This window comes from Xanthomonas sp. D-99 (assembly GCF_017746145.1).
In the GTDB taxonomy this organism is placed as follows: domain Bacteria; phylum Pseudomonadota; class Gammaproteobacteria; order Xanthomonadales; family Xanthomonadaceae; genus Xanthomonas; species Xanthomonas cissicola.
Genome location: NZ_JAGHWU010000103.1, coordinates 1 through 12,500 on the forward strand (window position 1 = coordinate 1; position 12,500 = coordinate 12,500).

Annotated in this window: 17 protein-coding genes, 1 other RNA gene and 3 pseudogenes; 18 read left to right on the forward strand and 3 right to left on the reverse strand. The window is 61.1% G+C overall.

Translation table 11 applies throughout. The features are described from left to right. Positions 1–117: 117 nt before the first annotated feature. Both J7360_RS20560 and J7360_RS21530 read left to right on the forward strand, forming a co-directional pair. Positions 118–1,236, forward strand: coding sequence for a DNA-binding protein (locus J7360_RS20560; protein ID WP_230079328.1), 1,119 nt, complete (start codon positions 118–120; stop codon positions 1,234–1,236). Next, positions 1,233–1,391 (forward strand): annotated as a pseudogene (locus tag J7360_RS21530) (avirulence protein); the annotation flags it as partial. The gene J7360_RS20560 and the pseudogene J7360_RS21530, both read left to right, overlap by 4 nt. A gap of 169 nt (positions 1,392–1,560) precedes the next feature. Here J7360_RS21530 and J7360_RS20565 read toward each other — a convergent pair. Further along, a non-coding RNA gene (locus J7360_RS20565) (sX9 sRNA) lies at positions 1,561–1,635 on the reverse strand. A gap of 399 nt (positions 1,636–2,034) precedes the next feature. On the opposite strand from J7360_RS20565, the gene xopB reads away from it, so the two are divergent. After that, positions 2,035–3,576: a XopB/HopD1 family type III secretion system effector gene (xopB, locus tag J7360_RS20570; RefSeq protein ID WP_104628391.1), complete on the forward strand. Its 1,542-nt coding sequence runs from the start codon at positions 2,035–2,037 to the stop codon at positions 3,574–3,576. 18 nt (positions 3,577–3,594) lie between these two features. Here xopB and J7360_RS20575 read toward each other — a convergent pair. Together J7360_RS20575 and J7360_RS20580 are read right to left on the reverse strand one after the other, a co-directional pair. Beyond that, a pseudogene (locus J7360_RS20575) lies at positions 3,595–3,784 on the reverse strand (integrase core domain-containing protein); the annotation flags it as partial. A 148-nt stretch (positions 3,785–3,932) separates the two neighbouring features. After that, positions 3,933–4,174: pseudogene (locus tag J7360_RS20580) on the reverse strand (transposase); the annotation flags it as partial. Between the two features lie 324 nt (positions 4,175–4,498). Here J7360_RS20580 and J7360_RS20585 point away from each other — a divergent pair. From J7360_RS20585 to J7360_RS20655, 15 genes are all read left to right on the forward strand, one after another. Further along, complete coding sequence (locus J7360_RS20585; RefSeq protein ID WP_039510535.1) at positions 4,499–4,714, forward strand: hypothetical protein; 216 nt, start codon at positions 4,499–4,501, stop codon at positions 4,712–4,714. Positions 4,715–4,756: 42 nt separating this feature from the next. Continuing rightward, entirely contained in the window at positions 4,757–4,897 is a 141-nt protein-coding gene (locus tag J7360_RS20590; protein ID WP_176215066.1) for a hypothetical protein, read from the forward strand. Positions 4,898–5,010: 113 nt separating this feature from the next. Then, positions 5,011–5,316, forward strand: coding sequence for a hypothetical protein (locus J7360_RS20595; RefSeq protein WP_057663119.1), 306 nt, complete (start codon positions 5,011–5,013; stop codon positions 5,314–5,316). Next, positions 5,313–5,519: a hypothetical protein gene (locus J7360_RS20600; RefSeq protein ID WP_057663115.1), complete on the forward strand. Its 207-nt coding sequence runs from the start codon at positions 5,313–5,315 to the stop codon at positions 5,517–5,519. Before J7360_RS20595 ends, J7360_RS20600 begins: the two co-directional genes overlap by 4 nt. A gap of 419 nt (positions 5,520–5,938) precedes the next feature. Further along, positions 5,939–6,625 (forward strand): hypothetical protein, encoded by a 687-nt coding sequence (locus J7360_RS20605; protein WP_057663136.1) that lies wholly within the window; start codon positions 5,939–5,941, stop codon positions 6,623–6,625. A 1,014-nt stretch (positions 6,626–7,639) separates the two neighbouring features. Next, positions 7,640–8,083, forward strand: a complete 444-nt coding sequence (locus J7360_RS20610; protein WP_209034691.1) for a DUF6573 family protein — start codon at positions 7,640–7,642, stop codon at positions 8,081–8,083. Positions 8,084–8,229: 146 nt separating this feature from the next. After that, on the forward strand, positions 8,230–8,460 hold the full coding sequence (locus tag J7360_RS20615; RefSeq protein ID WP_209034693.1) for a hypothetical protein: 231 nt from the start codon (positions 8,230–8,232) through the stop codon (positions 8,458–8,460). A 94-nt stretch (positions 8,461–8,554) separates the two neighbouring features. Continuing rightward, positions 8,555–9,187, forward strand: a complete 633-nt coding sequence (locus J7360_RS20620; RefSeq protein ID WP_209034695.1) for a DNA-binding protein — start codon at positions 8,555–8,557, stop codon at positions 9,185–9,187. Positions 9,188–9,290: 103 nt separating this feature from the next. Next, positions 9,291–9,938: a ParA family protein gene (locus tag J7360_RS20625; RefSeq protein WP_150147927.1), complete on the forward strand. Its 648-nt coding sequence runs from the start codon at positions 9,291–9,293 to the stop codon at positions 9,936–9,938. A 51-nt stretch (positions 9,939–9,989) separates the two neighbouring features. Then, on the forward strand, positions 9,990–10,337 hold the full coding sequence (locus J7360_RS20630) for a hypothetical protein (protein WP_017115645.1): 348 nt from the start codon (positions 9,990–9,992) through the stop codon (positions 10,335–10,337). Positions 10,338–10,376: 39 nt separating this feature from the next. Continuing rightward, positions 10,377–10,601 carry a hypothetical protein gene (locus tag J7360_RS20635; protein WP_209034699.1) on the forward strand — a complete coding sequence of 75 codons (225 nt, stop codon included), beginning with the start codon at positions 10,377–10,379 and terminating at the stop codon, positions 10,599–10,601. Positions 10,602–10,783: 182 nt separating this feature from the next. Beyond that, positions 10,784–10,981, forward strand: a complete 198-nt coding sequence (locus J7360_RS20640; protein WP_150117899.1) for a hypothetical protein — start codon at positions 10,784–10,786, stop codon at positions 10,979–10,981. After that, on the forward strand, positions 10,981–11,220 hold the full coding sequence (locus J7360_RS20645; protein ID WP_211116025.1) for a hypothetical protein: 240 nt from the start codon (positions 10,981–10,983) through the stop codon (positions 11,218–11,220). Before J7360_RS20640 ends, J7360_RS20645 begins: the two co-directional genes overlap by 1 nt. Continuing rightward, on the forward strand, positions 11,210–11,440 hold the full coding sequence (locus J7360_RS20650; protein ID WP_244667866.1) for a hypothetical protein: 231 nt from the start codon (positions 11,210–11,212) through the stop codon (positions 11,438–11,440). The genes J7360_RS20645 and J7360_RS20650 overlap by 11 nt, the downstream gene beginning before the upstream one ends. Next, the gene (locus tag J7360_RS20655; protein WP_209034697.1) at positions 11,433–12,422 is read left to right on the forward strand and encodes a Fic family protein; all 990 of its coding nucleotides are present in this window, start codon (positions 11,433–11,435) and stop codon (positions 12,420–12,422) included. The genes J7360_RS20650 and J7360_RS20655 overlap by 8 nt, the downstream gene beginning before the upstream one ends. Positions 12,423–12,500: the final 78 nt, after the last annotated feature.

Below are 12,500 nucleotides of genomic sequence, written 5' to 3' on the forward strand. Positions count from 1 at the left end.
GGATAATTCAATATTATCCCGCCTTAAAAATCATGACTATTTTGCAGTCAGTAACATGTTGAACGTTACGTAATTACGTGGTATGTAATCTATCACGAAATAACACGGAGTGGGCAAATGGCTCGGTCTGGCTTGTACAAAAGCGATGTGCAACGCGCACGGGACGCCCTCCGTGCGCAGGGCACGCATCCGTCCGTGGACGCGGTCCGGGTGGCGCTGGGCAATACGGGATCCAAGACCACCATCCACCGCTATCTGAAGGAGCTGGGAGAGGAGGAAGGACAGCGTCCCGGCGCCAAGGTCGCCATCGGCGATGCGCTGCAGGATCTGGTCAGCCGCCTGGCCGAGCGGTTGCACGCCGAGGCCGACACGGTCGTAACGCAGGCCCAGGCGCGCTTCCAGGCGCAGCTGCAGGAGCGTACCCAAGCGCTGGAACAGGCCCGGCACGAGGCTGACTCGCTCAGGACGCACCTGCAACGCTGCGAGACCACCCTGCAGGCCGAACGCGAGGCGGGCGACGCCGCCAGGAGCGAGGTGGCCCGCCGCACCACCGAACTGGCCCAACTGCAGGAGCGGATCGCGGGCCTTACGGCGCGATTGGCGGAGCACGAACGTCATGCCCAGTCGCTGGAGCACAAGCACGAGCATGCCAGGGAAGCCCTGGAGCACTATCGGACCTCCGTCAGAGACCAGCGCGAGCAGGAGCAGCGTCGGCACGCGCACCAAGTGCAAGAGCTGCAGGTCGCCCTGCGGCAGGCCAACGAGGCCTTGACCGCCAAGAACCACGACCTGATGCAGCTCAACCGCGACAATGGCCAGTGGCTGGAACGCCATACCCGCCTGGAGCGGGAACTGACGCAGGCACGCCAGCGGGCCGACGCCCAGCAACGCGAGCGCGACGCGCTGCGCCTGACGGCCGCCGAGCACCAAGCCCTGCAGGTGCGCTGGACCCAAGATGTCCAAGCGCTGGAAGGCGTGCGCGCCGCACTGGCTGCGGCGCGGACCGAGCTGGTCGAAGAGCGCCAGCGCCGGGAACACGCCGAGGCGGACACCTTGCGTGCCACGGTACGTCTGAGCACGTTGGAACAGTTACTGGAGCAACTGCGGCCACCGCGCACCCCCTTGGCGAACCCGAAAACGCCATCGCAGCCGGTGCAATGCCGGCAGGCAGATGATCAGCCGTTTGGTGAAAGGTCGGGAATCCCCCGCGTCAATGCTTCGCCGTCCCAACCATGACTTCGGGCAAACAACAACATGCAGAGAGCTCCCCGCCAAACTTGCTTCCACAGTCACTGCAGGAGATCGACATGGGTCTAGGCAATTCAAAGCCGAGCGTTGCAGGGTCACCTGAGCATTATGCAACCCACGCCACAGAGCAGGCCGCGCCATCTGAGTCGCCGTCGCCATCGCGCAGGGACTCGCCTTCTCCTTCGAACAGTGCACTGCGTGAGGCTTTGCCTTCCCCGCCCCCCCCGCGTCGCACGGCTTCTCACGAACTGCTGCAGCTGAAGGTCAGGGCTAATCAGGAATTGATTTTACGGTTTCACCAACACTAAAAGCGGCTAACAAAACGTAGCTAGCGGTCGTTAGATGGGTGCGGGCGGCGCGCAGAACCGGAGTTTACGAGTGGTACATGCCGATTCCGGGTACCGACCGCGCTCGCCTGGCGGTCGCGCAGTAGTTTTGTTAGCCGCTCTAAATATTCTGGCTTTTCAACTAATTTATAAAGAAGGATAGGAAGACATGAAGGCAGAGCACGCACGATCCCATTCCCTGTCGTCACTTGATCACATGCGCGACCCCGAATTTGGTATGGGCAACGAGAGTGATCTAGAAGCTGGTGCACAGCCCAGCCATAGCGCCTTCTGTCAGTCCGAAGATAGCAGATTGCCCACCACCAGGCCCCCCCGGCGCGGCACAAGCAGCGGGTCGACTAGCCCCAGGTCCACTGGGCAAAGCTCCGGTCACACTGATAACAGTGGATTAGAAACTTTGCTACCGGCCTCGTTAACAGGTGTCCAAAAGCCCAGGCATATGGGATTGGTGCGCAGGGAAGCGGGCCGACTTGTTTCTGCCGACCCGGTGGTGCACGCGTTGCTATCTTTCGCGCAGGTTGACCAGCCAGTTCCATCGCAGGTCGCGAGCACTGACGGGGTCCGACTAGAGTTGGTGTCGCGTCGAGACCCGGAGAAAGCGCTTGAAGAGTTCAAGGAAGCATTCACGGTTAAGACGGCGCAATTGATGCCTGCCGCCAACTCGTTAGAGCGGAAAGCTGAGCAAATCAATGCTGACATTCACATCCCCTTATTGCTTAAGGCGATTGAACGGGGCTCCGCAGCATTTGGCCCAAGCGCTTTGATCAAGATGGCAGACGGTAGCCAGATCAGCGCGAAAGCCTTCCTCGCCTCGTGTGCCCCAGATGTCACGTCCAATGACGATGTCCTGTCGAGGTTCATCAGCCAGAAAATCAAAGGGGACGAGGACCTCCAGGTCCGTCTGGGTGCACAGGAATTGCTATGTGTGGCGACCAAGAAAGAGTTCCAGCTCGGTGGCTTGGCTGGTAGTATTGGCGTCAGCAGCATACTCGGCTCCGCATGGGAGCTCGGCGCTTCGGAACTGTTGAAAAAAGCCATCTTCGGCAAAAATTTCTCGCCCAGTCAGTATGCTCTGCAATTGGCCGGAATCGATTCATTGCCGCCTTTGCTAATCGAGACCATGGACACCATGTGTGTGCTTGCAATCATCAAGGGTATGAAGGGTGAGGAATGGTCCATGCGCAACCTGTTACCCAAGGCAATGAAAGCCGGCGCCATCTCCTCAATTGCGTCATTCCCCAATAACGTATTGGAGTACACAGGCTTTAAATCAAGATTAGGTAATCTTGCGGCCAATATGACGACAACCGAAGCGGCCATCTTTGGCGCCGCCTCTGGCATTCCACCCGAAGTCAAGGAAGGCGAAGATTTGATGCGTGCTGGATTGTTCCAGAGTATTAAGAACGGTGTCATGGCGCGCCCCAGCGAGAACATGGGCCCGGAAGAGGCGATTGAGCAGATGGCGCGTCATGCGCTCGATGTTGCCCCCGGCGAGAGCACCGCCGCCAAGTCTATGGGGCTGGCATCCATTGTCGGGATGATCCCGCTGATCGCCGGCAACAAAGCCACAGGATTACTCTCGGAAAGAGTGCTGCGTATCTTCCGGAGCACGGTCTTTAATCCGATCGAAGCCATCGCTCTGAATGCACTGGCGCTTGGAGGACGCATTCATGTTCCTGGGCTATTTGACTCAGACAACGTTAAGCACGCGCGGGTTGTGCAAACCATTCTGGCGCGAGCAAGCGAGCAAATGGAAAGCGGGGCACGGGAAATTACTGCAGAAGAATTGCATCAGATTTTGGCTCCCAAAAGCGAGTTCCTTCGTCATGTAGGTACCGCAATTGTCAAAGGCATGAATGCAAGCTTCGAGGCCCTTCCCGCGCTGGCCCGTAAACTTGGATATGGCGAAACTCCTTTAACCAAACGTATTCCGTATCAGGATCTGGCTGTGTCTGATATGTCGCACCAACCCGCACCCTGAGCCGTGTTTGTGGTTTTACCAGTGCACCCATCCAGCGTGGCCACTTCCACGTCCTGGCGGTTGCGCCACGCTCGCCGGCGATCACCTCGGTCTTGTACAACCCGTTGATCGTCTCGGCCAGCGCGTTGTCATAACTATCGCCCACGCTGCCCACCGACGGCTCGATCCCGGCCTCGGCCAGCCGCTCGGTGTAGCGGATCGAGACGTACAGGAGGATCGGCAGGAATTCGTGTAAAATTTTTTACTGACAGCGAGTTAGCTCACTTTTGGCTGTTTTTACACGAATTCCTGCCGATCCTCCTGTAGTGCGTTCGCGCAGGTTGCCAGGCCCTCAAGGCCTACAGCGTCATTGCCGTCTGGAGCATCGCCTTGTCCAGGCTCAGGTCGGCAACCAGCTGCTTGAGCTTGCGGTTTTCCTCTTCCAGCACGCGCAGGCGCTTCAGTTCGGAGGGGCAAGCCCACCGTATTTCTTGCGCCACACATAGAACGTCGTCTCCGCGATGCCCATCTTGCGGCACACCTCGCCAACCGCCATCCCCAGCTCGACCTGCTTGAGCGCGTACGCGATCTGCTCTTCGGTAAAACGCGACTTCTTCATCGCCTGATTCCTCGTGATCCACGGGGCCCATGCGGGGCGAAGTCTCTACTTTACGTTGGCACGGTTTTTCGGGGTGGGTCAGGGGCGGCGCGGGGCCGGGATTGCCGTCGTTGCCGGTGGGTGCGACGTACCAGTCGGCGGCCACGGCCGTGCACGGCGGCACGCAGGCGGCAATGGCGATCGCCACGATGGTGCAAAGAGAGAGGTAGAGGGTCGGCAGGTATTCGTATAAAAAACCTTCTCTGAACAGCGAGTTAGCTCACTTTTGGCTGTTTTTTACACGAATACCTGCCGACCCCCAACAAGACCCCGCTGATCGCCAACGTGGTTGACCGTTACACCGGCCGCGATGGATCCGAGCAATCCCACTGGACAGACGTGGGCATCGCCTTCCCTCACAAATCGGGCGAAGGGTTCAACCTGGTCATCCGTCCGGGCCTGGCCGTGTCCGGGACCATCGTCCTGACCACGAAGAAGGCCCGTGAAGAAGCCGAAGGAGGCGCGGCCCCGGAAGCCGCCAACTTTCCCGAAGAATCGTGACCCGGAGCGCGACGAGCGCGCCCCGGCACCGGCCGGATCCCAATGCCGGTCCTTCACACCCTGGCCGAGGCCATGACCTTCATGGAACAGTTGTGCGCCGTCGCCCAGGACGCCGACGTGGTGGCACGGGCAGAGCAGCTGCGCGGCATGATTGACGACGCTTTGTTCTTCCACGGCAGTTAGTGGCTGAATCTTGAAGCGACCCCATATCTTGGGGTCCAAGCGGGTCGCCGTGGGCGGCCCGTTTACGTTTGCCCACTGATTATGATAAGAATGCGCCACACAGGAGGCCCACCATGCCCGCCCCACTCTCCCGCGAAGCCAACGGCACCGAGCGCATCACCGTCGTGATGACCCCGGCTCAAAAGCGCACGCTCCAACAGCGCGCCCGTCACGCAGGGCTGACCATCAGCGACTACATCCGTCGCCAGGCGCTGGAGAGCGAGGATCTCGGACCACTGCTAGAGCAGCTGCGCGCGTCCACCGCGCAGGCCAATCGTGCGCTCGATAGCGTGTTTTCGCGGCTGCATACGCACGCCCATGACCTGAGCGTCGCGGAGGCTGCAGCACGTGCCCGCGCCAAGCGGGCGAACGCATCATGACCACCTTGACCGACGTGATGAAGGCGCTGCGCGAAGTCATCGTGATGAACGAGCGCGTCACCACGCTGGCCGGTTTGGTAGACAAACTCGCGTCGGAAAGCATTGAAACACGTGAACGCCTGGTCCGCGTTGAAACCGTGCTGGAACTGGCGTTCAAGGCACCCCCTAACCGAGGGCCACTGCTGCCGCCCAGCGGCGAGTGAATTGGACAGCGCCGCGGCCTAGTGAAATTTACGATATGCGAGGTTTCAGAGAAGACTGATACTTGAGGTGATTTGACAGCGTGTGCCGCCTGAACAGGCGAAAGCCAAGGCTTTCAGGAGGCCGAACACGAAAAAACCGCCTTTGGCGAGGCGGTTTTTTCACAACAGGTGCTGGCGGAATCACCAGCAGATTCGGATCTGGCTGACTCGAATCCTACCTCCGCCGGCTACGCCGTGCAAGAGGGAAGGATGAAAAGGCGAACACGCCCGACACCCTGCCCCGCCGCCAGTAGGCGCGGGGCATGGCAGACCTAAAGGCCGACTCGATCGGCCACGACGAATCCGAGCCAGCCGGCCACGGCAGGACGCACAAGCGTGTCCGGTGGCGTCGGCCGAGCGGCGACAAGCGGCGGCCGGGTGTGCTGGATGCGACCCGTGCCGAGCTAGTGCGTGGCCTGGAACAGCGCCAGGGATCAATCTGGACGCGGATCCGCCATGCCGTGATCGTGGCCGGCTATCCGATCGACCGTGCCCTGCAGCGCGTCCGAGCACTGCGCGCAGACGGCGCCGAATCACTGCTTGCCCTGGCGGTCGCCCTGCTCTACCTGGCCGACGTTCGGACCGGCTTCGTTGGCAAGCCGCGCCCAGGCGGCGGCCCCTGGAAGCGGTACACGCTGGCCGACCTGGCCCAGCTTGCCTACGGCGCTCAGGGCGAGGCCGATCTACGCCGGGCCAGGCGTGCGCTCGACATGATGGTGAGCTTGGGCTGGGCCTACCCGACCAAGCAGGTACGCCGGCACTCCACGGACGTGGAAGGTCGGAATCTATGGCGCAGCGAAGCGGCCGTTCGCCGCCTGAATTTGCAACGGTTGTGCGACATGACCGGGACGAGCTGGCTACTCAAGCGCGATCGCATGCACGCGGACCAGGCACGTGGCCAGGGGACCGCCTCGTTCGTAGACGCTCAGCAACGGCGCGAGGAAGCGAGCCGCGGCCGAAGCGTTGGCAAAGCCGCGCGCGCAGCGCCGCCGGCCACTGGCGACCCACCGGTGGCCAGCAAGAACGGCACGCAGCACATCGCCGACATCCTCGCCCTACTGAAATAGCCAGATGGCAGGGCACCCCGTGCCCGTAGCCTTGAAAAGCACTGGCAAACGGCGCTTTTCGCCCTGTTTCTCGCATCCCAGCGTATCGCCCTCCCCTCCCCCTCCCCCTGTTTCTGACCCCCCGCGCCTCAGTTATCCACAGGTCTGTGGATATGGCGGTGGAGTTGTTGTGGAGAAGTAACGCTATTTGTCCCATTTAATTGGGCTGCCATCCAATCAACCTCTGGTTGAAATCACAATCACCAGAAGATTTAAGAGCCAGAAGGTGTCGCCGGCGCTACGCGCCACCGACAGCGTTTGAAACCTTGTCCAGTTGCGGGGGCCTGCGGCCCCCCTGTCCTCCCTCCGCGCCTACGGCGCTCCGGTCGCAACTTCGACCCCCCGGAGGGGCTGCGCCCCTCCCACCGCGCCGATGAAACCCGGCGCGGCGGCTCCCTCGCCACTAAAAGCGGGTTTTCAGGAGCTGGGGGTCGGCGTTGGCCAGTTCATGGCGTTATCGAACTCGGATGGCTACCGAGCGCGGTTCCACCGCTGGGAATCAAGAGCGGCGCATCCATGCGCCATAGCCTTCAAAGGCGGTTGCTCCACGTGGAGCCTGCCTAATCGGCAGGTCTGGCAGTGCACATCGCCTGCGGCGTGGCCCTGGGTCAGCGGGCAGCGCTGGCCAGCTCGATGCCGGCCGCGCCGGCGATCGCTGCGGATCCACCGAGGCAGCCGCTGCCGGCGGCGCCGACCAGGTGCTGGCCACGACCGCCGCCGCGGCCAGGCCGTGCACGCCGCCTGCAGGCGTGGCGCTGGCTCAGCGCGCTGCGTTGGCGCAAGACAGTTTCAGCGCGGCTTGCCACCGCAGGCAGCGCCGACCAAGAGCAGGGCGCGCCCGTCGTTCGGAGACGATGCGCAAGAAATGGCGCAGAATCGTTGTTGCAAAAGTGATGTTGCTTTGTTCCATCAATGTGTGTTTACGTAATGACGTAACGGCGTTATTATTTCCATACGTTAAGAGGAAAAGCCCCTATGTCCACCAGTCCCGACCTCATCCACGCTTACACCCGCGCCGACATGCTGGAGGATGGCGAGTTGATCGAGTTGATCGAGTTGATCGAGTTGATCGAGTTGATCGAGTTGATCGATGTGACCGAAGTCGGCCGGGAAGCTGGGTTCACAGTTCCGGTCGCGCTTACCCGGTCGGTCTGGGCCGATTGCGTGGAATGGTCTGCGGCCGACAACGCCCGCAAGCATGCCTGCCAGGACGAGGCTGGCAGGCTTTGGGATGTGGTTTACATGGCCCGCGTGTACGGGGCACGCAACGCCAAGGGTCGCCGGGCGGTGTTCCCGGTCTACCGCGTTCCGCGCGAAGGGCGGGGGATCCGCCCTCGCCTGGTCGAACTGCAGCTGCACATCGGACCTGGTGACGCCGGCGAGCCGGTAATCACGATCATGCAACCCGGCGAAGAGTGACGTAACGACGCCATGACGTCATGGCGTCGTTATTCGATTGCGCGATGACGTTTTTCGGCGCGCCGCGCTACGAAACACGGCCGAAAATTTCTTTCATTGAGTTATTACGTTATTAATTTAACAAGCAACAACGTAAGGAAGTTAGTATGCGCAGGATGACCAACGTTGAAGTTGTGACCGAACTGATGGAGTTCTCCCAGTACGGGGCGCTGGCCCAGGCGTTCGTGATGGCCGCCCTGGCCAAGCACTCGCGTGCCGTGGCTGACGCGGATCCGGCGACGCTAGCCAGCATGGAGGGCGGGCCTGTTTCGCCTGCCGCCTGGCAGGCGGTAGCGCGGGAAATCGCCGAGAAGCTGGACAAGCATTTCGCTGCGTGACTACGTGTTTACGTCATTACGCAGATACGCAAATATTTGTTGTATGTTGTAGTAGTATGCTGTAAAATACAAACTACTACACGAGGAGAGTCGAATGGCTATTACGCGCGAGCAGATTTGGGCGGCGGCAGACAACCTGGATGCCGCTGGACAGAACCCGACCTTGGTGGCCGTAAGAAAGGTGGTTGGCGGGGGTAGCTTCTCCACCATCCAGGACGCCATGGCCGAGTGGAAGGCGCGCCGGGCGGCCAAGGAATCCCCGCTGCGGGAGCCTGCGCCGCAAGCAATCCTTGATCGTCTGACCGAGCTGGGCGGGGAGGTTTGGGCGGCAGCCTTGGAGCTGGCCAACGTCCGCCTGGCATCGGAGCGGGAGGCGCTGGAACTGGCCCGATCGGAAACGGAGGCGTCCCGGCAGGAAGCGGCTGAACTGGCGGATCAACTCACGGTCGAGCTGGACGAGGCCAAGGGCAGGGTGGCGGCGCTTGAGGCCGCAGAGGAAGCCGCGCGGACGGAAGCGGCGGACCTTCGCCAGCGGCTGGCGGTTGCAGAGGCGCGGGCTGGGGAAATCGAGCGTAAGGCGGAAGATGCTCGACAGGAAGTCGCTGGAGCGCGAAGCGAAGCTGCTGCGGCCAGGGAAAAGGCTGCAGGTCTGGTGGGGCGCTTGGAAGCTGCCGAGGCCCAAAACGCGGCGTTGTTGGCGCGATTGGAGCCTGCAGGGAAGAAGTAAAAACGTGCTTACGCCATCCGTTCATTACGTAATGAAGTCATGCTAATATTCGTTACGTAACGACGCTACAGGCTAATTCCGTAATTAACTAACGAGGTCAATCATGCAAACAATCGTGATTGCGGCGCAGAAGGGAGGGGCGGGCAAAACGACCCTGGCCCTGCACCTGGCCGTGGAATACCAACGCGCTGGCAAGTCAGTCGCGCTGATCGACACGGATCCGCAGCGGTCGGCCGAAATGTGGGGGGGGCTGCGGGACGCGCAGGACATAACCGTGGTCGGGGTACCCGGCGCGGAAATCGCCGCGGCCCTCCGAGATGCGGAGAGTGATGGTTACGACGTGGTGCTGGTGGATACGCCGCCGCATGCCTCGGCGGCCTTGGTGCCCGTCCTGCGCCTGGCCACGCTCGCGGTTGTGCCGTTCCAGCCGTCACCCCTGGACCTCGGCACGCTGGAAACCGTGCGCCGGATGTTGGACGCCGCCGGCACGCCGGCCGTGGCCGTCATCAATGCCGCACCGCTACGGGCAGCCGAGGTTGAACCCATGCGTCAGGCCATCGAGGAAGGCGGGTTGCCGGTGCTTGAGACTGTCGTACACCACTTGATGCCATTTCGGCGATCCATCGGCAACGGTCTGTCCGTGGTTGAGTTCGACCCTAAGGGCAGGGGGGCGTTTGAAATCAAGAAGCTGCGCAAGGACATAGACGCGGCAATCGCGGCGCTACCGACAGCGACGCCAGTAGCAGCCTAATAGGCTAACAAGCTAACGACGTATCCACGCAATTACGTAACGAGGTAAACCATGAACAGCAAGAGTCCGTTGGGCAAGCTGGGCCAGCGTGCCGCCCGCAATAGCCAGGCCGCCGAAGCGATGCCGGCTGGCTTCGATGAGCCGATGGTGGCAGCGACCAGGCCAGCGGTTCGGGCGGTCCCAAGCCAGCCAGCAGAAGGCGGAAAGGTCCAGGGCAAGCGCCGCCGTGGAACCAACGAAAGCGGCGTCGTCACCATGACCGTGCGCCTGCGCCGAGAGGACTGGGCGCGTCTGGTCGAGCTTCGGATGACCGAGGGTAAGACCGGCCAAGAGGTGTTTTTCGAGGGTTTGACGGCGGTCTTTGCGCGGTATGGCTTTGACGCACCCGTGGCCCCGTAGTCGAGCTACCGGGGCGAGTCCAATCAGGGAGAACGCAACATGAATTCACCGGAGCCAGTGCCGGGTGTACTTCCAGGACTCTGGCGGGAAGAAGGTGGCCAAGGTGGGCTTGTCAGGCTTGATATTGCGGCTATTAGCGCCGGCATGGTCGTAGTGGCGAAATGCGATGAACCCTGGCAAGCAAAGCCTGAATTGCGCTGGCAGGTGTGGCCCGACCTCCTGGTGCCGGACGACGATCCATCCAAACTCGCCGGCGAGGCGTAGTGCGCTAAGGGCAGGCGGCCTCGTAGATATCCCAATGTTCTTCCTTTGCGCGAGGCGGCAGGCTTGCACCTGGTCCCAGGGCATTCAATCCGGCAAGCCCTGCGGGTCGGCATCACTTATTCAAAAGTGATAATCTGATGCGGCGCGGATCCGCGCCAAAACGACGACAGGAGAACACGCCCGTGAGCAGTTACCTGGTGGCCTGCAAGGCCTCGAAATACACGAAGGATGGGGTAGAGGAATCCAAGCTCACGCGAGTGGGCGCCTATTTCCCGTTCAAGGAGAGCAAGGGCGGCCGCCTGGTGCTGGACGAAGGCATCGCGGTATTCGGCGAACTGGTCCTGGTCGAGCCGCGCAGCCAGGGCATGGCAGGCGACTAATGCCTGTCTATTTCAACAATCAGGCACGACCCGTTTCCCGCCTTCGGTGGGCGGGCGTGCTGGCATTCCTGGCAGGCGTCGGGATGCTATTCGCTGGAGCGGCACTCAAGGCGTCTGGAACCCTGCTGCTGGCGCTTATGTATGCCGGCCTTTCCTTTGCCACCGTCGCCGTCCTGCTATTCGGCATCGACTGGCTGTACCGCTCAATCACCAAGAGGACACGCAACGATGAACGCTAAAGTATTGCACGCAGCTAACACGGCCGCCGACGATCGCCTGCCAGCCCCGGAAACCGAGGACGAATTGCGGGAGCGCATCGGCGAATTGGAGTCGTCCATCGCCGCGGGAGAGTGGGAGGGCGTCACGTATACGCCAGCCATGCGCGACGTGCTGAAACGGTATGCGCTGGGCGAAATCGGTTGGAGCCAACTTGGCAGGGAGATCGCCGCCGGTGACTAAGCCGATCGATGACCCGTATTTGGACCCGCAGACAGGCGTCCTAAAGAACAGGGCAGGGATTACAGACGCGGCCACGCTCAAGCAGCATGAAGCTATGTGGGCGTCCGCTGGCAGCGTCCGTTGGGCATCCAGGCCGGAAGCGAACAGCTACGACCTGGACCACCTGCAGAAGATCCACGCCAGGCTGTACGGCGAAACCTACGAGTGGGCAGGGAAGACGCGCACAACGGACAAAGACCGGAACGGCATCGCGCACACCAGCCCGCAACAGATCGACGCCAACGCCAAGGCCTTGTTTGCGCAATTGCAGGCCGAGAAGAAGACACTAGACAAAGCAGCCCCGGAAGCGTTTGCCCAGCGTGCTGGGCATTACATGGGCGAATTGACCAAGCTAGAGCCGTTTCGCGAAGGCAGCATCCGAACCCAGCAGGTGTTCATGTCGCAGATGGCCAGGGATGCCGGTTACAACATCGAATGGCACAAGGTGGATCGTGTGCAGATGGCATTCGCTCAAACCAAAGCCATGGAGGGAAACTACAAGCCGTTTGAAGCGATCTTCAAAGACCACTTGAAAGAACGCAGCATTGAGGCACGTGAAAAAGACGGTCGGCAAGACAAAGACGTGATCGCCGTTCAGGCCATCCAAAAGAACCGCGACTCACTGGACCGAATGGAACGTAGCTATCCGGGAACCGCTCAGAAGACACACGCCGAAATATCCACCGCTCGCGTGATGTTGAACTCCCTGGAATACGCCGTTCGCAACAAGAGTCCAGAAGTCGCCTTGACCCATGATCCTTCTGCACCCAGCAAGACCAAAGAATTCCAAGCGATTCCGGTCCAAATAAGTTCCAGAAATTCCCTGGTAATGGTCAAGCAGTCGATTCATGCAGTAGAGCGTGCTGGGACTACGGTGCATCACGAATTGAGCCAGCAATGGCATTCAAAGCGTGAGTTGCAGGTTGGCCATGAAAAAGCTTGACAGCCACAGTCTGGCGTCAATGCCGCTGCATCTGTATGCCATGGGATTGTGTCGGTGCGACGTCCCCCCGATTTTGAG

Coding starts and splice junctions, on each gene's coding strand:
- J7360_RS20600 (WP_057663115.1), top strand. CDS start 5,313: ATGACCACCTTGACCGACGTGATGAAGGCGCTGCGCGAAGTCATCGTG.
- J7360_RS20615 (WP_209034693.1), top strand. CDS start 8,230: ATGCGCAGGATGACCAACGTTGAAGTTGTGACCGAACTGATGGAGTTC.
- J7360_RS20645 (WP_211116025.1), top strand. CDS start 10,981: ATGCCTGTCTATTTCAACAATCAGGCACGACCCGTTTCCCGCCTTCGG.
- J7360_RS20625 (WP_150147927.1), top strand. CDS start 9,291: ATGCAAACAATCGTGATTGCGGCGCAGAAGGGAGGGGCGGGCAAAACG.
- xopB (WP_104628391.1), top strand. CDS start 2,035: ATGGGATTGGTGCGCAGGGAAGCGGGCCGACTTGTTTCTGCCGACCCG.
- J7360_RS20560 (WP_230079328.1), top strand. CDS start 118: ATGGCTCGGTCTGGCTTGTACAAAAGCGATGTGCAACGCGCACGGGAC.
- J7360_RS20630 (WP_017115645.1), top strand. CDS start 9,990: ATGAACAGCAAGAGTCCGTTGGGCAAGCTGGGCCAGCGTGCCGCCCGC.
- J7360_RS20610 (WP_209034691.1), top strand. CDS start 7,640: ATGTCCACCAGTCCCGACCTCATCCACGCTTACACCCGCGCCGACATG.
- J7360_RS20590 (WP_176215066.1), top strand. CDS start 4,757: ATGCCGGTCCTTCACACCCTGGCCGAGGCCATGACCTTCATGGAACAG.
- J7360_RS20635 (WP_209034699.1), top strand. CDS start 10,377: ATGAATTCACCGGAGCCAGTGCCGGGTGTACTTCCAGGACTCTGGCGG.
- J7360_RS20595 (WP_057663119.1), top strand. CDS start 5,011: ATGCCCGCCCCACTCTCCCGCGAAGCCAACGGCACCGAGCGCATCACC.
- J7360_RS20650 (WP_244667866.1), top strand. CDS start 11,210: ATGAACGCTAAAGTATTGCACGCAGCTAACACGGCCGCCGACGATCGC.
- J7360_RS20620 (WP_209034695.1), top strand. CDS start 8,555: ATGGCTATTACGCGCGAGCAGATTTGGGCGGCGGCAGACAACCTGGAT.